Annotated in this window: 20 protein-coding genes, 1 pseudogene and 1 riboswitch; of the genes and pseudogenes, 11 read left to right on the top strand and 10 right to left on the bottom strand. The window is 61.5% G+C overall.

Translation table 11 applies throughout. From position 1 onward, the window contains the following. Positions 1-543, bottom strand: a pseudogene (locus tag Q7S58_RS19880) (hypothetical protein); the annotation flags it as partial. A gap of 237 nt (positions 544-780) precedes the next feature. Continuing rightward, a riboswitch (SAM riboswitch) is annotated at positions 781-899 on the top strand. 109 nt (positions 900-1008) lie between these two features. On the opposite strand from Q7S58_RS19880, the gene Q7S58_RS19875 reads away from it, so the two are divergent. The 9 genes from Q7S58_RS19875 to sat all read left to right on the top strand — a co-directional run bounded on the left by Q7S58_RS19875 (position 1009) and on the right by sat (position 8447). Then, positions 1009-1743: a ThiF family adenylyltransferase gene (locus Q7S58_RS19875; protein ID WP_370655557.1), complete on the top strand. Its 735-nt coding sequence runs from the start codon at positions 1009-1011 to the stop codon at positions 1741-1743. Positions 1744-1764: 21 nt separating this feature from the next. Next, positions 1765-3027, top strand: coding sequence for a threonine synthase (locus Q7S58_RS19870; RefSeq protein WP_304830200.1), 1263 nt, complete (start codon positions 1765-1767; stop codon positions 3025-3027). Between the two features lie 83 nt (positions 3028-3110). Beyond that, the gene (locus Q7S58_RS19865; RefSeq protein WP_304830198.1) at positions 3111-3389 is read left to right on the top strand and encodes a ubiquitin-like small modifier protein 1; all 279 of its coding nucleotides are present in this window, start codon (positions 3111-3113) and stop codon (positions 3387-3389) included. Further along, a complete protein-coding gene (locus Q7S58_RS19860; protein WP_304830196.1) occupies positions 3343-4374 on the top strand; it encodes a PLP-dependent cysteine synthase family protein in 1032 nt (343 codons plus the stop codon). Before Q7S58_RS19865 ends, Q7S58_RS19860 begins: the two co-directional genes overlap by 47 nt. A 36-nt stretch (positions 4375-4410) precedes the next feature. Continuing rightward, positions 4411-4656, top strand: coding sequence for an NIL domain-containing protein (locus Q7S58_RS19855; protein WP_304830194.1), 246 nt, complete (start codon positions 4411-4413; stop codon positions 4654-4656). A gap of 38 nt (positions 4657-4694) precedes the next feature. After that, positions 4695-5366, top strand: coding sequence for a ThiF family adenylyltransferase (locus Q7S58_RS19850; RefSeq protein WP_304830192.1), 672 nt, complete (start codon positions 4695-4697; stop codon positions 5364-5366). A 176-nt stretch (positions 5367-5542) separates the two neighbouring features. Further along, positions 5543-6592, top strand: a complete 1050-nt coding sequence (locus Q7S58_RS19845) for an HAD family hydrolase (protein WP_304830190.1) — start codon at positions 5543-5545, stop codon at positions 6590-6592. A 140-nt stretch (positions 6593-6732) separates the two neighbouring features. Next, complete coding sequence (gene cysC / locus Q7S58_RS19840; RefSeq protein WP_304830188.1) at positions 6733-7275, top strand: adenylyl-sulfate kinase; 543 nt, start codon at positions 6733-6735, stop codon at positions 7273-7275. After that, positions 7272-8447 (top strand): sulfate adenylyltransferase, encoded by a 1176-nt coding sequence (gene sat / locus Q7S58_RS19835; protein ID WP_304830186.1) that lies wholly within the window; start codon positions 7272-7274, stop codon positions 8445-8447. The genes cysC and sat overlap by 4 nt, the downstream gene beginning before the upstream one ends. 190 nt (positions 8448-8637) lie before the next feature. On the opposite strand, the gene Q7S58_RS19830 is transcribed toward sat, so the two are convergent. Then, positions 8638-9420, bottom strand: coding sequence for a class I SAM-dependent methyltransferase (locus Q7S58_RS19830; protein WP_304830184.1), 783 nt, complete (start codon positions 9418-9420; stop codon positions 8638-8640). On the opposite strand from Q7S58_RS19830, the gene Q7S58_RS19825 reads away from it, so the two are divergent. Further along, positions 9334-10755, top strand: a complete 1422-nt coding sequence (locus tag Q7S58_RS19825; protein WP_370655556.1) for an acyl-CoA dehydrogenase family protein — start codon at positions 9334-9336, stop codon at positions 10753-10755. The two genes, Q7S58_RS19830 and Q7S58_RS19825, sit on opposite strands and share 87 nt — an antisense overlap. Before the next feature lie 100 nt (positions 10756-10855). On the opposite strand, the gene Q7S58_RS19820 is transcribed toward Q7S58_RS19825, so the two are convergent. Further along, complete coding sequence (locus Q7S58_RS19820) at positions 10856-11185, bottom strand: hypothetical protein (protein ID WP_304830181.1); 330 nt, start codon at positions 11183-11185, stop codon at positions 10856-10858. Positions 11186-11437: 252 nt separating this feature from the next. On the opposite strand from Q7S58_RS19820, the gene Q7S58_RS19815 reads away from it, so the two are divergent. Further along, on the top strand, positions 11438-13120 hold the full coding sequence (locus Q7S58_RS19815; protein WP_304830180.1) for a tail fiber domain-containing protein: 1683 nt from the start codon (positions 11438-11440) through the stop codon (positions 13118-13120). 96 nt (positions 13121-13216) lie between these two features. Here the strand turns inward: Q7S58_RS19815 and lnt are convergent, their stop codons facing one another. From lnt to glmU, 7 genes are all read right to left on the bottom strand, one after another. Further along, on the bottom strand, positions 13217-14833 hold the full coding sequence (lnt, locus tag Q7S58_RS19810; protein ID WP_304830179.1) for an apolipoprotein N-acyltransferase: 1617 nt from the start codon (positions 14831-14833) through the stop codon (positions 13217-13219). Next, entirely contained in the window at positions 14830-15387 is a 558-nt protein-coding gene (locus Q7S58_RS19805) for a hypothetical protein (protein ID WP_304830177.1), read from the bottom strand. Before Q7S58_RS19805 ends, lnt begins: the two co-directional genes overlap by 4 nt. Continuing rightward, positions 15384-15920: an rRNA maturation RNase YbeY gene (ybeY, locus tag Q7S58_RS19800; protein ID WP_304830174.1), complete on the bottom strand. Its 537-nt coding sequence runs from the start codon at positions 15918-15920 to the stop codon at positions 15384-15386. Before ybeY ends, Q7S58_RS19805 begins: the two co-directional genes overlap by 4 nt. A 4-nt stretch (positions 15921-15924) precedes the next feature. Beyond that, positions 15925-16848, bottom strand: a complete 924-nt coding sequence (locus Q7S58_RS19795; RefSeq protein WP_304830172.1) for a PhoH family protein — start codon at positions 16846-16848, stop codon at positions 15925-15927. A gap of 282 nt (positions 16849-17130) precedes the next feature. Continuing rightward, positions 17131-19827, bottom strand: a complete 2697-nt coding sequence (gene alaS / locus Q7S58_RS19790; RefSeq protein ID WP_304830170.1) for an alanine--tRNA ligase — start codon at positions 19825-19827, stop codon at positions 17131-17133. Between the two features lie 74 nt (positions 19828-19901). Next, complete coding sequence (glmS, locus tag Q7S58_RS19785) at positions 19902-21737, bottom strand: glutamine--fructose-6-phosphate transaminase (isomerizing) (protein WP_304830169.1); 1836 nt, start codon at positions 21735-21737, stop codon at positions 19902-19904. 460 nt (positions 21738-22197) lie between these two features. Continuing rightward, on the bottom strand, positions 22198-23640 hold the full coding sequence (gene glmU, locus Q7S58_RS19780) for a bifunctional UDP-N-acetylglucosamine diphosphorylase/glucosamine-1-phosphate N-acetyltransferase GlmU (RefSeq protein WP_304830167.1): 1443 nt from the start codon (positions 23638-23640) through the stop codon (positions 22198-22200). Positions 23641-23646 lie beyond the last annotated feature (6 nt).

Here is a 23646-nt window from a genome sequence, read left to right as displayed (position 1 = left end):
AAAGGCCTGATTGGTCGTGGCATCCACCACCACGCCGCAGGTAGAGCAAGTACCGCCCGAAAAGCTGGTCGTTCCGACTGCGCTACTCGTTAAAGTATTGCTCAAGGTGCTGCCGTTTATGAGGTAAACGTCGGTACCGTTTGAGCTGCATACGGTCTGTCCGGTCGTCGAGTTGGAAGAACACGAATTAACCGCCGTCGGCGTGACGACCGTCGCCCGCGTGATGCCGGTTCCTTCGATCGGAACCAGCTCGACGTTAGGACTGGTCGATCCCCAGTTCCCATCCGGAACGTATGAAGCTACATCGCTGCCCTGAACCAGTACCGACAACGAGCTTGACGGTATGCACGCACTTGCCGGAAGCGGCGTCGGCGTCGAGGTCGGCGTAGTCGTCGGCGATCCGGTCGAGGTGCTCGTGCGGGTCGCCGTCGGACCCACCGGCTTGTGTTTGCAGCTCGGGCAAGGATCGCAACCCTTGATCGAAAGCAGCATCGCGATCACCACCGATAAAGGCACCATCCACTTGAGCGCACGAATCAGCATCGAGAATCCTCCCCCGTCCAGCCCGCCGCCGAGATCTCATCGTCGAATCGCTGAGTCTGCCTCGGGACGGGCGCGGCAACGATAGCGAATTCGCAATCTCGATAGCAATCATTTCTGACCGCCGCTCGACCATGCGCGACCTTCATCTCGCCTCCCGCGGCGCGCCGCTGACCGCATGGTCCGTCGATTGACAGTTCGCCCACCGCATATTAGCCTTAGCCGACTGTAGCGATTTGAGCCTTATCGAGAGCGGCGGAGGGACTGGCCCGCTGATGCCGCAGCAACCGCACCCGCGACGGGTGTCGGTGCTAACTCCTGCAGGATGCTCGGCAGCGAGACATCCTGGAAGATAAGGCGAGTGTGTTCACCACCTCGTCTTTATCGTCATCGCGGGAGAGAGTCCTCGGCTCTCGGGCCTCGAAGTCTCTTCGAGCTTGGGTCGCGGCGGCAGGTTTAGGTGAAGTGGTGACTACGAGAGAATTTTCAATCCTGATCGTGGGAATCGGAGGACTCGGCGTCCCCGCCGCGTGTACGCTCGCTCGCGACGGCGCTCGACGATTGACGCTCGTCGATCCCGACCCGATCGATCTCTCGAATCTCGCGCGCCAGGTGATCTTCACGACTGACGATCTCGGCACGCCGAAAGTCGTCGCCGCCGCGCGATGGATCTCCGCCAAATTTCCGGATTGCGCCGTCGAGACGCACACAACCTCGCTCGATTCATCCAACGCCGCCCGGCTGATCGCGCGTCACGATTTCATTATCGACGCGACCGACAGCCCCGTCGCGAAATTCCTTATCAACGATGTCTGCCTCGATTCGCGCACGCCATTCGTGTACGGCGGCGTGATCGGGATGACGGGACAGGCGATGTCGGTGATTCCCGGCGCGACCGCCTGCCTCCGATGCGTCTTCGAGAACGCGCCCGACGAAACTGAAATCGCGAGCTGCCGCGAGGCAGGAATCTTAGGACCCGTCGCCGGCGCAATCGGCGCGATGCAAGCGGCCGAGGCGATGCGCGCCTCGCGCGCAGAAGAACTCGCACTCACCGGAAAAATTCTGACTTACGATGCCGCCGCGAACGCGCGCGTCCGCCTCACGCCGATATCGCCGCGGCGCGGATGCATCTGCGGCGCATCAAAGTCGCAGCCATCGAGAACATCAAGCACGTCGCGAACATTGCCCGTCGCGCGCCCTTAAGAAACTGGAGCAGGACCAACCATGAGCTACGTCAAATTTCTCAAATGCCGCGAATGCGGCCAGGAATATCCAATCGAGCCGCTGCACGTATGCGAGACCTGCTTCGGCCCGCTCGAAGTCGTGTACGATTATGCGAAAATTCGCGCCGCCATCTCGCGCTCGATTATCGAAAAGCGCCCGCACAACCTCTGGCGCTACCGCGAACTGCTGCCCGTCGATAGCGACACCGACATCGGCCCCAACAGTGGCTTCACCCCGCTGCTGCACGTCAAACGCCTTGGCGCGGAACTCGGCCTCAAGCATCTCTACGTCAAGGACGACACCGTCAATCATCCGACGCTCTCGTACAAGGATCGCGTCGTGGCAGTCTCGATCACCAAGGCGCGCGAGTTCGGCTTCAAGACGGTGTCATGCGCCTCTACCGGCAATCTCGCGACCGCGGTCGCCGCCCACGCCGCGCGCGCCGGCCTGCAATGCTACATCTTCATGCCCGAGGGCGTTGAATCGGGAAAAATCGTCGGCTCGACGATCTACGGCGCCCGCGTGATCACGATTCGCGGCAACTACGACGACGTCAATCGCCTGTGCAGCGAAATCGCCGACAAGTACGGCTGGGCCTTCGTCAATATCAATCTCCGCCCGTACTACACCGAAGGCGCCAAGACCTTCGGCTTCGAAGTCGCCGAGCAACTCGGATGGCGTCTGCCGGATCACATCGTCGTCCCGACTGCCGGCGGCACGATTCTGCCGAAGATCGCCAAGGCATTTAAGGAGTTCAAGGAAGTCGGCCTGATCAAAAGCGGCGATTTCAAGATTCATTCGGCGCAGGCCGCTGGCTCCGCGCCCGTGATCCACGCGCTGCACAAGGGCACCGACCTGATCACGCCGGTGAAACCCGACACGATCGCCAAGTCGATCGCGATCGGCAATCCCGCCGATGGCTACTACGTACTGAAAGCGGTGCGCGAGTCCGGCGGATGGGGCGACGTTGCGACCGACGCCGAGATCATCGACGGGATCAAACTGCTCGCGCGCACCGAAGGAATCTTCGCCGAGCCGGCCGGCGGCACTACGCTCGCGGTCACCCTGAAGCTGCTGAACCAGGGACGCATCAAGCCCGACGAAACAGTAGTCGTCTCGATTACCGGCAACGGCTACAAGACGCTCGAGGCGGTTGTGAGCGCGATCGAGCAGCCCTCGATAATCGACGCTCGCCTCAAGGATTTCGACGCGTTGTTCGAGCGCCTCACCAACGGCAAGCGCGCCGCCGCGGGCGCCGCGTGATCGGCTCGCCGCGAGGGGCGCCTTGTTTGGATGACTGACACCGCATAAATCTAGAATTTCAACTCGGAGGCATTGTTCATTCCATGGGAGTACGGGTCAGGGTTCCAACCCCACTTAGAAGGTTCACCGCAGGTGTCGATGAAGTCCCCGCCGATGGCGCGTCGATCAAGGCCGTAATCGAGGATCTCGAACGGCGGCATCCCGGGATGCGCGAGCGGCTGCTCGACGAGAAAGGCGACATCCGCCGCTTCGTCAATATCTACCTGAACGGCGACGACGTCCGCTTCCTCGATTCGCTGAATTCCAAGGTCAAGGATGGCGACGACATCTCAATCGTTCCCGCGATTGCCGGCGGACGCTAGACCATCCGGCGGCTCGACGCGGGCAGGCGTGGAAGTCGCCCCGATCGCGCGCGCACAAAGCGTGCTCGATCTGGTCGGCAACACGCCGATCCTCGAAATCAGGCGCCTCACCGAGGGCTTGATTCCGCGCGGCGTGCGTATCTTCGCCAAGCTCGAGGGCTTCAATCCCGGCGGCTCGGTGAAAGATCGCCCCGCCAAAAACATGCTCGAGGTCGGCATCGCAGAGGGCAAGCTCAAACCCGGCAAAGTGATCCTCGAATCCACCTCAGGCAATACCGGTATCGCGCTTGCGATGCTCGGTGCGACGCTCGGCTACCCGGTCGAACTAGTGATGGCGTCGAATGTCAGCCGCGAACGCAAAAAAATTATCCAGGCCTTCGGCGCGGCCATCCACTATTCCGATCCGCAGGAAGGTTCCGACGGCGCGATTATCATGTGCCGCCAGATGCTCGAGCAAAATCCCGATCGCTTCTTCAAGCCCGATCAGTACAACAACGAGGCGAACTCGCTCGCCCACTTCAAAACCACTGGCCCCGAAATCTGGCGCCAGACGCGCGGCGAGGTCACGCACTTCCTCGCGGCGATCGGCACCGGCGGCACCGTGATGGGCGTCGGCCGATTCCTGAAAACGCAGAATCGCAACGTCCAGGTGATCGCGGTCGAGCCCGACGATCCGTTCCACGGCCTCGAGGGCCTCAAGCACATGGCGTCGTCGATCGTGCCGGGCATCTATCACGAAAATCAGCTCGACGGGAAAATCCCGGTCAGCACCGAAGACGCCTACGAGATGGTCTACCGCCTCGCCGAGACCGAAGGCCTGCTGGTCGGACAATCGTCGGGCGCGGCGATGGTCGCCGCGATCAAGCTCGCCAACTCGATCCGCCACGGCACAATCGTCACCGTGTTTAGCGATTTCGGCGACAAGTATCTCTCCACCAACTTGTGGATCGGATGGCAGGAGTGGCGCCTCAAGCGCAACAAGTGACTATTCAAGTGACTATCTGGGAAAAGTGACTGACTAATGGACCGAATTCACGAACGTTACTACCTGAGTTATCCGCGCGCCCTGATCAAGGAGCCGATCCTTTATCACCTCGTGAAAAAGTTCGACCTGATTTTCAATATCCGCGGCGCGAGCGTGTCCGAGGAGATGGGCCTGGTCGCCGTCGAGTTCGAAGGCAGCAGCGATCAAATCGAGCGCGCGCTCACCTGGCTGCGCGACACTGGTGTCACCGTCGAGCCGATTGAAAAGAACGTCATCGAGTAGCGGCGCGCGCCCCGCGCGGGCCGAATTGCAATCCCACGATGCCCCTGACTGACGCGCAAATCGAACGCTACAGCCGCCAGATAATCGTTCCTGGCATCGGCGGGCGCGCCCAGGAGCGCCTGCTCGGCGCCAAAATGCTGCTCGCCGGCGAACTGCACGATATTGAACAACCGCTCGCATATCTCGTCGGCGCCGGCGTCGGCTCAATTCGACTCGCGTTAGCTGATAACTCCGATCGCCTGAAAAAATCCGATCATCTAGATAAAATGCGCGTGCTGAATCCCGACGTCACCATCGATCTGGGTAGCGTCCTCGATATCGATTCGCCGAATCGATTCGACCTCGCGATGCTCCTCATAGGCGACGACGCATTGCGCGATCTCGCCGCCACGCTCGCGGATCGCATCGACGCAACCGCATACGTCATCGCGCGCCTCGACGATCCATCGAGGCTCGCAATTCTCGCCGCGGCATCGTCGTGTCCGCGATGCGCCGACGCATCGTTGCTCGCACAATCCGTGTCGAATCATTCCGCGTCAGCAGATTTCGTCGCGATGCTCGCGACCACCGAGTCCCTCAAACTGCTGGCGGGTTACTCCGAGAATCCGTCTTCGGTGATAATCGATTTCGAGGGCTACGCCACCCGCCCGCACCCGGTGACTTCCGCCTGCACTTGCGGCGCCCACGATCGCTCCGTTCCGTCATCCTGAAAGTCTGTGAAACTTTCTCTAGCCAGCGAACTTCACCACCTTCGCCTCAGAATGACAAGGTTGGTCTGGTTCGCTCGCTATTAAAAATTCACAAATTCTGAGCGAAGAAAAGAATCCCGGTCCCGAAATGATCGCGCGGGCCCGCCGAATTGCGAAGGATGAATCCAGGGGTCGCGATGCTACCCTCAATCACGATGACAAAGTTCTGGATCTTCGATTTCGATAACACCATCGCCCGCCTCGAGCCCGAGGTCGATTGGGCCGGCGGCCGCCTACAGCTCGAGCCGTTTCTCCGCTCGGTCGGCGCGCCGGCGGATATTTTCGAGCGGATTCCGCGCGGCAATCTCCCGCTCTACGACGCCTACCGCAAACTGCTCGTCGCCGACGGCATCGGCCCGAGCGAACGCCAGAATCTCCGCTCCGCCTCCGCGATGATTGAGAAGATCGAACTGGCCGGCGTCGATCGCGCGAAGCCGCTCGAAGGCGCAATCGCATTGCTCGCGGCACTGCGCGACCGCGGCGCACAGGTCGCGATCGTCTCCTCGAACTCCTCGCGCACGATCCGCCGCTGGTTCGAGCTCCACCCCCTCCCCCCGCTGCCGCCCGCCGCTCCCCTCCATAATCCGGAGTCGTCGCCTGCCTCACACCGTCATCCCGACGCGCAAGCTGCCGGCTCTTATACCTCGCCCGTTATCAGACCATTGAGAGCCTGCCCTGAGCCTGTCGAAGGGAGGCCGAGTCCCGCCGGGGACGAGGTAGGTGAGGGTGCCGGATCGCACGCTAACGCACCGCGCGATGCCCAGTCCGTTCCTCCCCTCCGTCATCCAGCAGCCGAAGCCCTGAGCGAAGTCGAACGGGGCAGGCTGCCTCCCCTCCGTCATCCTGAGCGGAGGCTGCCGGAGTCGAAGGATCTCAATGCCGTAATCTCCGACCCGCCCGATTGGATCGCAGTAATCGTCGGCCGCGACTCGATGCTCCCCCTCAAGCCCGCGCCCGACATGATCATTCGAGCGCTCGAGCAATTGTCCGCGCGCGCCGACGACGCAGCATTCGTCGGCGACAGCGAGGCCGACTTCGTCGCGGCCCGCTCCGCGCACGTTCGCTTCTATGGAATCGCGCACGACGATAAATCGCGCGATCGATTACTGGCCGCCGGCGCCGGCGAAATCTATTCCTCTCCCGCCGCCCTCTCGATTCATCTCAACCTGATTTTCTCTTCATCCTGAGGTTCCAGTTCTTTCTCTCCGCCATTCGCCCTCCCGCGGCCCCTTGTCACATCACCCCCGATTCAGTAACTTCGCAGGGTTAATCAACCTCACCAGTTCGCCAAGTAATCTATTCGATTAAAGGGAGCTATACATCGCGCATGGATCAGGGTTTTACCTTGTGGTTTACAGGTCTGTCCGGGGCCGGAAAGTCCACCCTCGCTGAATTGCTCGCGACTGAACTCCGCGAACGGGGCCATCGCGTCGAAATCCTCGACGGCGACGAAGTCCGCACCAATCTCTCCAAGGGACTCGGTTTTTCGAAGGAAGATCGCGACATCAATATTCGCCGCATCGGCTACGTGAGCCATCTGCTTGCGCGCAACGGCGTGATCGTGATCTCCGCCGCCATTTCCCCCTACCGCGAAGTCCGCGACGAAGTCCGCCGCCTCCACGATCGCTTCGTCGAAGTCTTCGTCCGCTGCACCATCGACAAACTCGTCGAGCGCGACGTCAAAGGCCTCTACAAAAAAGCCCTCGCCGGCGAAATCAAATCCTTCACCGGCGTTTCCGACCCGTACGAGGAACCGCACACCCCCGAACTGGTTGTCGATAGCAGCATCGAAAGCGTCGCGGAGAGCCTCGGGAAATTGATCGCGCGCCTCGAAGAGCTGAACTACATCAACAAAGGAGCACGCCGATGAGCGTGCATGAAGATCCAATCACGGCGCACGGCGGCGGCGAACTGGTCGATCTGAAAGCGACCGCCTCCGAGCAAGCCAGTCTGCGCGCGCGCGCCGCGACGCTGCCGGTCGTCACGCTCAACGCGCGCGACCTCGCCGATCTCGAGATGCTCGCGTCCGGCGCGTTCTCGCCGCTCACCGGCTTCATGGGCGAGGCGGATTACAAGCGGAGCCGCGACGAGATGCGTCTCGCCTCGGGAATACCGTGGTCGATTCCGATCACGCTCGCCGTCGATGAAGCCACGGCGCGCTCGCTCAAAATCGGCAGCGACATCGCACTCGCGACCGAAGACGGCAAGCGCCTCGCGATCATGCAGCTCGCGGAAATCTACCAGGTCGATCGCCGCGCCGAAGCCAAAGCCGTGTTCGGCACCGACGAGGATGCGCACCCCGGCGCCAAGAACGTCACCTCGATGCCGCCCTATTGCCTCGCCGGATGCATCACGCTGATCGACGAAATTCCCGGCCGCACGTTCCTCGAATATCCGCGTGAGCCGCGCCAGACCCGAGCCGAGTTCCGCAAGCGCGGATGGCGCAAAATCGTCGCCTTCCAGACCCGCAACCCGACTCATCGCGCGCACGAGTATATCCAGAAGGCCGCGCTCGAAATTTGCGACGGCATCATGATTCATCCGCTGGTCGGCGAGACCAAGGGCGACGACGTGCCGGCCGCGGTCCGGATGGAAACCTACAAGGTGCTGCTCGATCATTACTATCCGAAGGACCGCGCGATGCTCGGCGTGTTTCCGGCGCACATGCGCTACGGCGGTCCGCGCGAAGCGATCTTGCACGCGATCGTGCGGCGCAACTACGGATGCACCCACTTCATCGTCGGCCGCGATCACGCCGGCGTCGGCAGTTACTACGGCAGCTACGACGCGCAGAAGATTTTCGATCGCTTCAAGCCGGAAGAAATCGGCATCACGCCGCTGATGTTCGAAAACACCTTCTACTGCAAGCGATGCAACGGGATGGCGTCGTTCAAGACCTGCCCGCATACCGAGGAAGACCGCTTGATCCTGTCGGGCACCAAGGTGCGCGAAATGCTGCGCGCGGGCCAGCCGCCGCCGCCGGAATTTACGCGTCCCGAGCTGGCCGCAATTTTGGTCGCCGCGATGAAGGAATCGAAGTAGTTTTTCAGCTCATCTACTGTCGAGCGCCGGTGCTTTCTCGGAGGCGGCTGTGATTCAGCCGCCTCTTTTTTTCCAATTACTGGCAGCGCGTAGCGCGCATCTGCTGATCGCGATTCAACCGCTTAGCCGGCGACTCGTCGCCCAGGGAAGCGCGAAACCCGGGTGGGTTTCGCACTCCGAAGCTTCTCTCCTACCCGCGGGGCTTCAGCTTGCGCGCGACGACGATCGCGGTGCGATGCGTGAAAAACAGCTCGCCATCGACGCGGCGCGGATTCGCCCCGGTCAAATCTTCGGCGAGGTCGCGCTCGATCATTGCGAGCGCCTCGGCGCGCTTGTCGGCCGGCGTGAAGCCCGCGTCGAGCCATCGCTCGACCGGATTCATCAAACCGTCGGAGCCGAAGCGCACGAGCTCGAGTCCGACCGATGCTATCGTGCGCACCAACTCGCTGAGGGGCAGCGCCCGCGTATGCGACGAATCGCGCAGTCGCTCGTAGCGATTGTAATAGTCCGCGCGCTCGGGATGCTCGCTCGAAATCAGATCCTCGATCGCGACGGCGCCGCCGACGCGGCATAGCCGGCTCATCTCGGCGATCACTTTTTCGGGATGCTCGAAGTGATGGACCGCGAAGCGGCAAATCACGACGTCGAACTCGCCGTCGGCAAACGGCAGGCGCGCTTCAACGTCGCCCTGCATGAAGCGGGCGTTCGCGAGGCCGCGTTCGGCGCGCATCCGCTCGGCAATCTTGAGCGGCGCCTCGGTCAAATCGACGCCGATGACCTCGCGGCACACGCGCGCGAACGCGAGTGCGACGTGGCCGGGTCCGGTGGCGATTTCGAGCACGCGCGCGGCGGCATCCGGCTTGACCTGGTCGAGCAGTTTTTGCAGATGAAGCGGATCCTTGATCACCGGCGCGTCGGCGTAACCGGGGGCTTGGCGGGTGAACTCCTCGCGAACCAGATCCTTATGTTCCATCGTAAACTCCGCGCTTGGGATCGCGCATCTTTCAAGCGTAGCCGCTTACTCTCGCGAATCTTGCACAAACGAATCAAGCAGGACCAAACCGCGATCGACGGCCGTGGCGCGCTTGCGCGCGCGAAAGCGTTAATGGTAGCTGAATCATGGATCCGAGCGCGGTCTGGCGCCGGATTCCCCCATCGAAGCAACGGAGGTTCAATCAAGTTGGATTTCGGGTTTTCAGAAGAACAAGAGATGCTGCGGGATGCGGCCAAGCGCTTTCTGGCCGACAATTGCCCGACCAAGTTTGTTCGCCAGATGATGGCGGATGCCACCGCGCACGACGCCGGTTTCTGGAAGAAACTGGTCGATCTGGGATGGCCGGGACTTTTGATCCCCGAAGAGTACGGCGGCCAGGGCGGCAACTTTCTCGACATGACGGTTGTCGTCGAAGAGGCGGGCAAGGCGCTGGTGCCGGGACCGCTCTTCACGACCGCGCTGCTCGCGGCGCCACTGGTGATCGAGGGCGGCTCCGAGGAGCAGAAAAAGAACATCCTGACGCGGATGGCCAAGGGTGAGTTTATCGGGACGGTCGCGATTGCGGAAGCATCGGGCCGATTCGACGCGGACGGAATCCAGATGAAGGCCACCAAGAGCGGCAACGAGTACACGCTGAGCGGCGAGAAGTTCTTCGTGCCGGACGCGCACGTCGCCAACGGGATGGCGGTGGCGGTCCGCACCGGTGGCAGCGGCGAAAAAGGCATCACGCTGGTTGCGCTGGCGACCAATTCGCCGGGCGTGACGATCACGCAGCTCAAGACCGTCGATATGACGCGGCGGCTCTGCCATGTGAAATTCGACAACGCGAAAACCTCGGAACTGATCGGCAAGGAAGGCGAGGGATGGCCGATTCTGCGCCGCACGCTCGATATCGCGACCGCGGGCCTCTCGGCGGAGATGGTCGGGACCGCGCAGAAGGCGCTCGACATGTCGGTCGAGTACGCGAAGACGCGCGTGCAATTCGGCAAGCCGATCGGATCGTTCCAGGCGGTCAAGCATAAGTGCGTCGATATGATGGTTGCGGTCGAGAACGCGCGCTCGCTGACCTACTACGCGTGCTGGACGGTCGATACGAAAGGCGAGGAGGCCGCGACGGCGGTGCCGATGGCGAAAGCATACGCGTCGGACATGGCGAAGAACGTCACGTCGGAGGCAATCCAGGTGCACGGCGGAATCGGCTTCACGTGGGAGCACGATATGCATCTGTATCATCGGCGCGCGCTGGCTGGAGAAGCGAATTTCGGCAACGCACCGGTGCATCGCGAGACCGTGGCTAAGTCGCTGCTCGGCTAAGTCGATTTTGGTTCAATGCGTAAGGGCCGCTGGAATTTCCGGCGGCCCCTTTTTTTGGTTTGCGCCTATGCCGCTATCCCAGCGCTACATGGCGCGCGGTCTACATAGATGGATCGGCGTGTGCGTGCGCAGCTACCGGCATCGGCAGAAAGATTCCTGGCGGCAGAGTGAGGTACCCGAGCGCGGGTTCAACCTGGTAGTCGGCCTGGTCGCGGACCTGGCGTTGGTCGTCGAGCTTGGCGCAGGCGGCGCGATCGTCGCTTTGGCATCGGCTGGCCATCGCCTTGGTTTCGCTGTTATCAGCGCATCCGGCAGCTAACAGAGAAGCAAGCAACAGGATTGCGGCCACGCCTGGACGGTTCGGCGCAAGCAGCCCCTTCGGACGGCGCGCTACCTGAATTGGATCTAGGTCAATTTTGCCGGCCAGCATAATGCGTACAGTCGAGTACGATGCTCCTTTGCAAAGGCTACCGCAATAAGGAGGGTGACCAGGCGAGCTTGAATTGCGGAATGCGAGCGCCCACTTCAGGTCAGACGCCTTGCTCATCTCAAGCGGTTGCGCGATGGCTCACCCTTGCGCCATCATCGGGCAGGAGAGTTCTCTCATAGCGTTCGCAGCGATCGCAGTGTGGGCTCAAGCTCTCGATGGTGCGGTTTCAACGACCTTCGCGAGGGTGGGTCCATGAAAAAGACGGCGACGAATCTTCTCTTTTCGATCTCGGCGGTTTTGGTTTTCGCGCTATCGCTCGCGACCAGCGCATCCGGCGGAACCAACACCGGCCTCGGGGACGGCGCGTTCATTGGGGGCAACACTGGCGGCTACAATACCGGGCTCGGGTACTATGCATTCTCCACCCACAGCTCGGGTTGGGAGAATACGGCCGTGGGAGCGCAAGCGCTGTTGAACGACACCACCGGCTATTACAATACCGCGACAGGAGTGAATGCTCTCTACAGTAACTCGAGCGGTTACTACAATACTGCCGACGGGGATAGGGCGCTCTTTTCCAACACCGGCGGCTACTACAACACCGCCACCGGATACTACTCCTTGGAGCTCAACACCACGGGCCAGGAAAATACTGCCACTGGAGTGCAAGCGCTGTGGCACAACACCATCGGCAATGACAATACTGCGACCGGAGCAAACTCACTCCTGAGCAACACCAGCGGCAGCTACAATACCGCCACCGGATGGGACTCACTCTTCAGTAACACCACTGGCAGCTACAATACCGCCACCGGATTGCAAGCCCTTTACTCCAACACCACTGGCCATGACAATACCGCTGATGGAGTGGGCGCCCTCGCTTTCAACACCACGGGCTACAGTAATGCTGCCGATGGCGTGGACGCCCTGTACCACAACATCGCTGGTTTCCGCAACGTCGCGGTCGGAGAGTTTGCTCTGTTCGGCAACACTAACGGCTACAACAACACGGCCATTGGATACAACGCCCTCGATCAGAACACGACGGGCAATGACAATACCGCCGCCGGGATGTCCGCTCTTAGGAACAACACCACGGGTAGGAACAATAGCGCCCAGGGAGCGAGTGCTCTTTTCAGCAATACCACCGGCATCCAGAACACCGTCAATGGAGCGCAAGCTCTGTACAGCAACACGAGCGGCAGCTATAACACGGCGGCTGGACTGCAAGCGCTATACAAGAACACGACCGGCCCATCGAATACCGCGCTTGGGTTTCAGGCTGGCTTTAACCTAACCACTGGTAAAGACAATATCGAGGTCGCCAACCTGGGCGTTTCGACCGACACCGGCACCATTCGCATCGGCACGGCGGGCAAACAGACGGCGACTTACATCGCGGGCATCACCGGCAGCGCGGTATCGGGTAGCGACGTGGTAGTCAATGGCAGCGGGCGGCTAGGTGTCGTAGTGTCGTCGGCGCGCTACAAGCGCGACATCCATAGCATGGATAACTCGACCGACGGCCTTATGAAGCTCCATCCGGTGACATTCCGCTACAAAGACGACCCGCAAGCAACCAAGCAATATGGCCTCGTCGCGGAGGAAGTCGATCAGGTCTATCCCGAGTTAGTAGTTCATGGTTCGGATGGCAAGGTCGAGTCGGTACGTTACTCGATGCTCACCTCGATGCTACTGAACGAACTGAAGAAGCAAGCTACCCTGAACCAGCAACAGGCTGAGCGGATAGCTCGGCTGGCCGCGGAAATAGCATCACAGACGGCTTCAACCGAGCATCGGGTTGCCCGGCTGGAAGCAGCCCGCGAGCGGGAATCGGCGACGCGCATTACGCTCGAGCAGCGACTCGCGAAGCTGGAGCAGACGATTGTCGCGGAGCATCGCGGGCGCGAGGTGCAGGCGGCTTTCAATCATTAGTCAGATCCCGCAGCTATAGCGCGCGAGGATAACTCTGGCAGGCTGGTCGCAAAGGCCAGCCTGCTGCAACGTACCTATCATTGGTGAGTAGAGTCTTTAGCCGCGGCCGTTGCTGTGCAGCGCGGGCGACGCGATGACGGTGATAGGAAGCGCCTCGCGCGGCCATCGCCATGCGAATATCAATCCTATCGCCATCAGCACGAAGCAAATCTCGGAAAACAAATCGCCCACGCGAGTGTACGCGGTTTGCACGCGGCGCCACCTGACGGTTTCGATCTCAGTGCCGCGCTTGAATAGCGGCGTGCGATGCGTGATTTCCCCCGACGGCTCGATGATCGTGCTGATGCCGGTATTCGCGACGCGCACCATCGGCACCTTGGTCTCGACCGAACGCATCGCGGCCATCGCGAGCGCCTGATACGGCGCGGAGCTTTGCCCATACCACGCGTCGTTGGTGATATTGATGAGCACGGTGGCGCCGTCCGCGACCTCGCGCCGCGTGAAGTCGGGAAAGATGCTCTCGTAGCAAATCAGGATGCCGAGCGTCGCGCCCTTCACGGAAAAGAGCGTCTGCCGATCGCCGGGGATCAAATCGCCGAAGCCCTCGACGATGCGATTCACAAAAGATCCAAGCAGCGCGCGGGCGGGCACGTATTCGCCGAACGGCACCAACTGCATCTTGTCGTAGTGGCTGGTAACCTCGCCCCTGGCGGAGACGAGGTACGCGCGATTGTAGAATCCCGGGCGGCCGTCGCTATGCGCCATCGCAGGCGCGCCGAAGAGAATCGGATCGCCGATGCGCTGCGCCATCGTAAGCAGCGCGGTTCGGTACGCGGCGTCCTCGGCCCAATCGGCGGGGTATCGATCGTCGGGCTGGAAGAGGAAGGCCGCCGCCGCTTCCGGCCATACGATCAAATCGGCGCCGCGCCGGGCCGCCGCGACGCTTTCATCCTGATAGACCTTGTAGCTATGCGGCAGGAATTCGGGATTCCACTTTAGCGATTGCGGGATGTTGCCTTGCACCATCGCAACCCTGAAACTGCCTTCGGGTGCGATGGTCTTGAGGTTGGCGATTCGCCACGCGCCGAAGCCGAACAGGATCAGCATCAGCGAGGTCAGCGCGGCGAGGCTCGCGATCAGCAGGCGATTACTGCCGCGGCGAAAAATCACGGTGTACACGACCGCGTTGAAAAACACGATCAGCGCAGAGATGCCGTAAACGCCGGTGAATTCGGCGAATTGGATCAATTCGAGATTGCGATAGGCGGTGTAGCCGAGCAGGTTCCACGGAAAGCCGATGGGATAATAGGTGCGAATCCATTCGACGGCGGTCCACGCGAGCGGCATCGTGACGACGATAGGAATGCGCGCGCGGCGCGCGACGAATTCGCCGCTCCAGATCGCGAGCGCGGTGAAAAGCGCGACGATGCCCGCGAGCAGGAACATCGGCAGGATCGCGAACGCGAGGTGAACGTCAGCGAAGTCGTGAATCGGAATCGGAATCCAGTAAAGCCCCACGAGGTTGGCGGCGAAGCCCTGCAGAAACGCCCACCAGAACACGCGGCGCAGGGTCTCGCCCTCGAGCGCGTAGAACATCGGCACGAAGCCAATCCAGGCGAGCAGGCTCAGGTCGAATTTCGGGAAGGCAAGTCCGACCGCGAGGCCGCTCGCGATCAGCAGCCCCGCGCGCGTGAGGTTGTTCGACGAGATCATGCGTTGCGCGGCGCGAAGATTTCGCCGATCGGAATTACGCCGGCGCACGGCGGCCGTCCGTCGAAGCGATCGAAAATTTCATCTACGTCCTTCCAGCTCTCCACCAGCGCCGCCGCTTCGTTCGGCTCGAACACGAGGTCGCCCGCAAGGCGCCATTCGCGCTCGAAGGTCCAGTCGATCGGCGGCGCGCCATTCAAATCGATCGTCACGACGCGCCAGCGCTCCTCTTCATCCAGAATTTGCCGCGCCTCGATTGCCGGCAGGTAAATCACCGGCCGCGCGCCCGTTTTGAAAGCATAGCGTTTGTCGATCGCGATGCCGAAAGGTTCATAGCGGCGGCGATTTCGGCGATCAAGCAGCGCGCCCAATTCGGCGATCGGGACGTCGAAGAGGCATACTGCGGCGCGTCCTCCGCCGACCATCCGGCGGCCGCCGCGAATCGTGCCGCACTTCAAGATCGCGATCAGATTGTCGAGTGCCGACGCGGTCTTCGAGGCGCGGGTAAAATGCGTGAGCATCGCCGCCGCGGGAATCTTCACGCTCACGCGTTTCATCGTGCGATGACGCGGCCGGATGCGGCCTTGCGAGCGCGAGTTTTCGTTCGCGGTCTGGAGATTTCTTTCGGCGGCGCGATCCTGGATTCGAGCGCGCGCGCTCGCGCGAACATCCGCCGCGCCTCGGCCGGCGAGCGCTCGTGATCGTATCCGATCAGATGCAGAAAGCCGTGAATCAAAAGTGCACGCAGCCGCGATGGAATATCGATGCTGAGTTCGCGCGCTTGCCGAGCCGCGGTATCGATCGAGATGACGACGTCGCCGAGCGGCAATCCGCGCCGATTGATCAGCGCGCGAGGATCGGGTGGCGGCACATCGACCTCTTCGAGTTGCGAAAATGAGAGCACGTCGGCGGGCAGATCGAGATGGCGGTAATTGCGATTAAGCGCGCGGATCGCGCGGTCCGATACGAGCATCACGGAGAGTTCGCAATCGGGCACGCCGGCCGCGCGCATCAGAAGTTCGGCGTCCGTGCGAAGAGCGCGAGCATAGCCGCGCGCGCGCGCCGTCGCGGATCGGAACTCCACCGCCACGCGGTCAGTCTCGATGATTGCCGTCGGATGGCGGCGGCGGGGGAAGCGCGTCGTCGCTGAAAGACTCGTAGGCCTTGATGATCGATTGCACCAGGCGATGGCGCACCACGTCGCGATCGTTGAAGCGGATGAATTTGATTCCCGCCGTGTTGCCCAGCACGATACTCGCTTCCTTCAGCCCCGACAGTTTGCCGCTCGGCAAATCGATCTGCGTGACGTCGCCGGTGATGACGGCTTTCGAGTTGTAACCGAGCCGCGTGAGAAACATCTTCATCTGTTCCGAGGTGGTGTTCTGCGCTTCGTCGAGAATGATGAACGAGTCGTTGAGCGTGCGGCCGCGCATGAAGGCGAGCGGCGCGACTTCGATGGTGCCGCGCTCGAGCATCCGGCGCGCGCGGTCGAAATCCACCATGTCGTGCAGCGCGTCGTAGAGCGGCCTGAGATAGGGATTGACTTTCTCGGCGAGATCGCCTGGCAGAAAGCCGAGCTTCTCGCCGGCCTCGACCGCGGGGCGGCATAGCACCATCCGCGTGACCTGGTTTTTCATGAGCGACGCGAGCGCCATCGCCATCGCGAGATAGGTCTTGCCGGTGCCCGCGGGGCCGATTCCGAACACGATATCGTGGCCCCGTATCGCGTCGATATAGAGTTTCTGATTGGTGCTCTTCGGCGAGATGACGCGTTTGTTCGCTGACACGTAGACGGTGTCGAGAAAGATATCTCTCAGCTCGGCGTTGCGATCGCTGCGGATGATACGAATCGCGTATTCGACGTCGCTCGGAAAAACCTGATAGCCGCGCTTGAGCAAATCGTAGAGTTCGCTGATCACCTTGCCGGCCAGCGCCTGCTCGGCGTGCGCTCCCGAAATTTTGAGCGCGGTCCCCGCCACGCCGATGCGGACGCCGAGCGCATTCTCGACCGTACGCACGTGCGCGTCATGTTGGCCGAGTAGATCGGTGAACAGGCGGGGATCGTCGAAATGAAGTTCGAGCGAGTCTTCGCTAGCTAACTGGGAAATCGCCGGGGCCTCTGGAAGTGCTGCTTTCGTCGCTAACGCCAGCCGATCCTGCGTACGCCGGCTACATAATCGTAGTCCAATTCAGCGGTGATGTGAAAGTGGGTTCGCGAATTTTTCATTGAATAACGGGCGAAGCATAAGACGAGATCTTTCGACTCCGGCGGCCTCCGCTCAAGATGACGGACGGGACGGCTACTGCGGCTTGATCATCGAAGCGACTTTCGCGAGCGCATCGTCGAGCTTGCTTGCGTCCTTGCCGCCGGCCTGCGCGAGGTCAGGACGTCCGCCGCCGGTACCGCCAACGATCGGCGCGATCGCTTTGATGATGTCGCCCGCTTTGATTTTATCGATCAGATCCGGCGTCACCGCGACCAGCAGCGCGACTTTTCCCTCGCCGTGAATCGAGCCGAGCGCGACCACAGCCGAGCCGTGCTTTTGACGCATCCGATCGGCAATTTCGCGCATCGCGCGGGGCTCGACTCCGTCGAGCTTGCGGATGACCAGCTTGACGCCCGCGATCTCGCGGACATCCTCGTCGGTGGCAGCGCCCGCCGCGCCGCCAGCCAGCTTTTGTTCCATCGCGCGGAGTTTTTTCTCGAGCTCTTTTTCACGCGCGAGCAATTTTTCCAGGCGATCGACCGCGGCGGAATCGCGCGCGCCCAAGTGCGCGCCGATCTCCTCGAGAATCTTCTCGCGTTTGCGAACGGTCTCGAGCGCGCCCCGGCCGGTGACGGCCTCGATTCGGCGCACGCCCGCCGCTACGCCCGATTCGCTCTCGAGCTTGAAAAATCCGATGTCGCCGGTGCGCGAGACGTGCGTGCCGCCGCATAGCTCGACGGAGAAATCGCCCATCCTGACCACGCGCACGCGGTCGCCGTACTTGTCGCCGAAGAATGCGAGCGCGCCGGCTTTCAACGCGTCGTCGTGCGCCATCTCCTCGGTGGTGACTTCCGCGTTTTCGCGGATGCGCGCGTTGATTTCTTCCTCGATCGATTCGAGCGCGTCGTCCTTGATTGCTCCCTGATGCGCAAAATCGAAGCGCAACCGATCCGGCGCCACCAGCGATCCCGCTTGATGCACCTGATTGCCCAGCGCCTCGCGGAGTGCGTAGTGCAGAATATGCGTCGCCGAATGATTCAGCATCGTGGCGTCGCGCCGCAGCCGATCGACCGTCAGCTTGACCCGCGCGCCGCGCCCGAAGTCGGCGGCGTCGCCGCGAATGATTCGTCCGAGATGCACGATCGAGCCGTCGGACTTCCGCGTATCGGACACTTCGAGAATCGCGCCTGCTTCAGTTTCGATCACGCCGCGATCGCCGACCTGGCCGCCGCCCTCGGGGTAGAAGGGCGTCTCCGCGACGACGACGGCGACCTGCTCGCCGGTTTTGCCACCGGTGGCGAGCACTTCCGACTCGGCCTGGTAGTTGTGGTGACCGACGAAGCGCGACGATACGTGCGCGCCGAGGCTGATTTCGGGTGCGATAGCGTCGTCCTTGCGCGCCGCGCGTCCGCGCTTCTTCTGCTGCTCCATCAGGCTATCGAAGCCCGCGACGTCCACGGTAAATCCGTCTTCGCGTAGAACGTCCTGCGTCAGATCGAGCGGGAAGCCGTACGTGTCATAGAGTTTGAAAGCAGAGTCGGCGGGCAGAATGCTTTTTCCTCGAAGACGCAGTTGCTTGATCGCGTCGCCTAACAAGGAAAGCCCAATGTTCAGGGTTTTCCCAAAACGTTCTTCCTCTATGTGTACCTCGTTGATGATTTTGTGTTTCTTTTGATCGAGCTCGGGATACGCCGAACCCATCGCGGCGATAACCGCCCGGCAAACGTCAAACAGAAAGCTATCGTCGAACCCAATGCGTCGTCCGTGGCGTGCAGCGCGGCGAATTAGCCGTCTCAGAACGTACTCGCGATCGGTGTTCCCCGGAATGAGACCGTCTGCGATCAGGAAGCATATCGCACGGGCATGATCCGCAATTGCCCGATACGAGACATCGGTTTCGATCGAGTCACCATACCTCGCAAGGGACACCACACGGTCAGAAGTTCTCGCTATACTCTCGAATTGCTCAGCTACTCGCTCGATTGATTTAATGATCGCCTGAAACAAATCGATGTCGTAGTTGCCGAGCAGCTTGCCTTGCTCGATGCTCTGCATCACCGCCGCGACCCGCTCGAGCCCGGTGCCCGTATCGACGTGCTTCTTCGGCAGCGGCGTCAGCGTACCCGACGCGTCGCGGTTGTACTGGATGAACACCAGGTTGCCGAGCTCGATAAAGCGCGAGCATCCGTCCACGTTGACGAAACATTTCTCGCCCGGATGATTTTTCTCGGGCTCGCACGCGCCTTCGCCGCGATCGATATCGATTTCCGAGTTGGGGCCGCAGGGCCCCGTCTCGCCCATCTCCCAGAAATTGTCCTTGTCGCCGAAACGCAGGATGCGGTCCTTCGGCAGCACGCCGAGCTTTAGCCAGATGTCCTCGGCCTCCTGATCTTCGTGATGCACGGTCGCGTAGAGCAGCGCGGGATCGATTTCCCAGACTTTCGTGATCAGCTCCCAATGCCACCGAATCGCGTCTTCCTTGTAGTAGTCGCCGAACGACCAGTTGCCGAGCATCTCGAAAAAGGTGTGATGATAAGTGTCGCGGCCGACCGCTTCGAGATCGTTGTGCTTGCCGGAAATTCGGAGGCACTTCTGGCAATCGGCGACGCGCGGATTCGGCGGCGTGCGGAGTCCGAGAAAATAATCCTTGAACGGCACCATGCCCGCGTTGGTGAAGAGCAGCGTCGGGTCGCCCTTGGGAACCAGCGGCGCCGACGGCAGGATCGCATGGCCGCGCTCCTCGAAGAAATCCAGGAACGATTTTCTGATTACGTCAGTAGTCCAGCGCATAGGACCACTAATAGTATGAGAGATTGGGGCGTTTGGCATCCGCCGCGACGCCCGACCTTTTCGATACGCTCCAGCTATTCCACCGTGACTGACTTCGCGAGGTTGCGCGGCTGATCGACGTCGGCGCCCCGCTCGGACGCGATATGGTACGCGAGCAACTGCAACGGCACCGTCATCAGCACCGGCGTGAGCATCCGATTCGTCTCCGGCACCTCGATAATTTCGGCGGCGATCGCGCGCAGTTCGTCGGTCGCGCGATTCGTCACCGCGATAATCCGCCCGTTGCGCGATTCGACTTCCTTCAGATTCGACATCGACTTGTCGAACAGCTCGTCGTTGGGAATGATCACCACCACCGGCATCTGGTCGTCGATCAGCGCGATCGGCCCGTGCTTCATCTCACCCGCCGAATAGCCCTCGGCATGGATGTAGGAAATTTCCTTGAGCTTCAGCGCGCCTTCGAGCGCGACCGGATAGTTGATTCCGCGTCCGAGGAACAGAAAATCACGCGCCATCGCGAACTTGCGCGCGATCTGCTGGATTTGCGGCTCGAGTGCGATGATCGCCTCGATCTGGCCGGGAATCGCAAACGCCGGACGCAGAAGTTCTTCGGCCTGGGCGTCGGTGAGCTTGCCCATCCGCGACGCGAGATGAATCGCGAGCAGGTAAAATGATTCGAGCTGCGTGATGAAGCATTTCGTCGTCGTCACGCTGATCTCGGGGCCGCATCGCGTGTACAGTTGTGCATTGGCCTTGCGCGCGATCGACGAATCGACGGTGTTGGTGATCGCCAGCAGATGCGCCGCGTGCGCGCGCCCTTCCTCCATCGCGGCGAGCGTGTCGGCCGTCTCACCCGATTGCGACACCGCGATGATCATCGTGCGATCGTCGATCGGCGGACGGCGGTAGCGGAACTCCGAGGAGTAATCGACCTCGACCGGAATCCCGGCGAGATCCTCGATCATGAATTTGCCGATCTGCGACGTGATCCACGACGCGCCCGCGCTCACCATCACGATTCGCGAGATCGCCGGCGGTCCCGCCGCGGGCAGCAACTCGCTCTCGAAGCGCACTTTGGGCGAGCCCGCACTGGCGCGTCCCGCCATCGTGTCGATCCAGGCCTGCGGCTGGTCGTTGATTTCCTTGCGCAGGAAGTGGCGAAAGCCGCCCTTCGTCGCTGCGACCGCGTCCCATTCGATATCGCGATGCGCTCGCGTGACCGGCGTGCCGTCGAACTTCATCAGCCGGATACTGTCGGCGGTGACTTCCGCGATTTCGCCGTCTTCCAAAATGATTGCGCGCCGCGTGTGTTCGAGAATCGCGGGGATGTCCGACGCGATAAAATTTTCGCCGTCGCCGAGGCCCAGCACCAGCGGCGTCGCGGTTTTGGCGGCCACTAATTTGTCAGGCTCGGTTTCAGAGAGCACGACGATCGAGAACGATCCGCGAAGGCGCAGCACCGCTTCGCGCACGGCCTCGGTCAGCGCGAGCCCGCGCGCGATGTTCTCCTCGATGAGGTGAGAAATCAGCTCGGTGTCGGTTTCAGATCGGAGTTTGTGGCCGCGACCGATCAATTCCGCGCGCAGCTCGATAAAATTTTCGACGATTCCGTTGTGGATGACCGCGACCGGGCCGGCTTTGTGCGGATGCGCATTCTCTTCGGACGGCCGCCCGTGCGTGGCCCATCGCGTATGTCCGATTCCGATATTGCCGCCCAGATACGGCGCCTCGGCGAGTAGCTTGCGCAGGTTCTCGAGCTTCCCCTTGGTGCGCCGAATTTCGAGCTTGCCGTCAGCGAGCAGCGTCGCGACGCCGGCCGAATCGTAGCCGCGATATTCGAGACGTCCAAGCCCATCGAGCAAAATCGGGTACGCTTCGCCCGTTCCTACATATCCGACGATTCCACACATCTGATTCTCTCCCGTTCCCGGTTGCGGAGTTATCGCATCGCACACGGACATCCGTGCGCTCGTCAGGGAACGATGCGGCCGGTACCGGGTTTTCTGACCCGGATACAACCACGCGATGAAACGGCTAAGCGGGAGAGTTTAGAAATTCAGAACCGGGCCGATTGCCCTGCCACCTGAGATACGTTTGTCGCGCGGTCACCCGCGCGGTTTGAAGCATCTCTTTCGACTGTGGAGCCGGGAAGCCATCCGCCGATCACTCTCGATACTGCTTCCACCTCGTCAACTCACGGCTTCGAGCCATGAGTCCTGGCGCTACTCTCGAAAATTTTTCGCTCGCTGGCGCCGTCACCTCTTCGTTGTGATTTGGCGCATCGCGCCCCTTAGTTTCGATTATTCATTTTAATGCATCTTCAAACAAGGAAAAAATGCAGCCGTTCGGATCAGGCGATTTCTCGGTGCGTCACTTGCTCTTGATTTCGGCCTGATGCTCGCCGTTGACCGCGCGCGTATCATTGTGACGCCGCCGCCAATTCGCGACCCAGCCGAGCTTTTCGCGCTGCGGATGATGCGACATCGCGAGCGCGCCGTTGGGCACCTCGCGCAGGATCGTCGTGCCCGACGCGACGTACACGTCATCGCCGACCTTCACCGGCGCGACGAGCTGCGTGTCGCATCCCACCATGCATCGATCGCCGATCGTCGTGTGATGCTTTTCGTAGCCGTCGTAGTTCACGGTGATAACGCCGCATCCGACGTTGGTATCGTCGCCGATCGTCGCATCGCCCAAATAGCTGAGGTGGCTCGCCTTGCTGCCATGGCCGAGCCGCGCTTTCTTGGTCTCGACGAAATTGCCGATCCGATTGTGCCCGAGGAGCTCGGTGCCGGCGCGCAGATGCGCGAAGGGTCCGATGTCGCAATCCTCGCCGATGGTGCAATCCTCCGCGCGCACGCCGAGCTTCAAGTGACTACGCGCGCCGACGGTGACGTTCGACAGCCACGCGGTGCCATCCATTTTCACGCCCGCGCCGATTTTGCATTTGCCGAGGATTTGCACGTTGGGCCCGATCACGCAGTCAGGCGCAATCGCGGCCTGCTCCGAGATGTACGCGGTCGCAGGATCGATTAAGGTCACGCCCGCATCCATCAGCTTACGGTTAATCGTCTCGCGAGTTTGCTTTTCCATCGATGCCAACTCCTCGCGCGAATTGATTCCGGCGAACTCAGCCGGATCGTGCGCAATCCACGCTGCAACTTTTTCGCCGCGACTCACCGCGTCCGCGACAATGTCGGTCAGGTAGTATTCCTTTTGCGCATTGTTGGGTTTCAGATTTGCCAACGCAGAGCGCAGCAACGATGCCTCGACCAGGTAAACGCCAGTGTTGATTTCGCCGATCGCGCGCTCGGCGGGCGACGCGTCGCGTGCTTCCCTGATCGATATCACGCGGCCCGCGCTGTCTCTAATCACGCGGCCGTATGCCGCAGGATCGGCAAGCCTGATGCTGATGAAGGACAACTTCGCGCCGCTTTGGCGATGGGACTCGACAAAGTCCCGCAGTGTCGCCGGCGAAATGCTCGGCATATCGCCGTACGTAATCAGCACCTCGCCGTTGAACGTCGGAGCAATCTCGCTGAGCCCGCATCGTGCGCTGTCGCCGGTGCCGCGCTGCGGCTCCTGGAGCGCGAATCTGCATGACGACGTTGCATCGCTGGCAGCGACTGCCGCCTCGACCTCGGCTGCCTGATGCCCCACGACGACCACCAGCGGATCCGGCGCGAGCGCGCGCACCGATCGAATCACGCGCGCGATCATCGGCTCGCCTGCGATCTCGTGCAGCACCTTGGCGCGTGCGGATCGCATCCGGGTGCCCTTGCCGGCGGCCAGAATAATCGCGGCAACGCTCATAACGTT

The organism is Candidatus Binatus sp. (genome assembly GCF_030646925.1).
GTDB lineage: Bacteria > Desulfobacterota > Binatia > Binatales > Binataceae > Binatus.
Note: the sequence above shows the minus strand (reverse complement) of the source record. Positions and strands in the feature narration are given on the sequence as shown.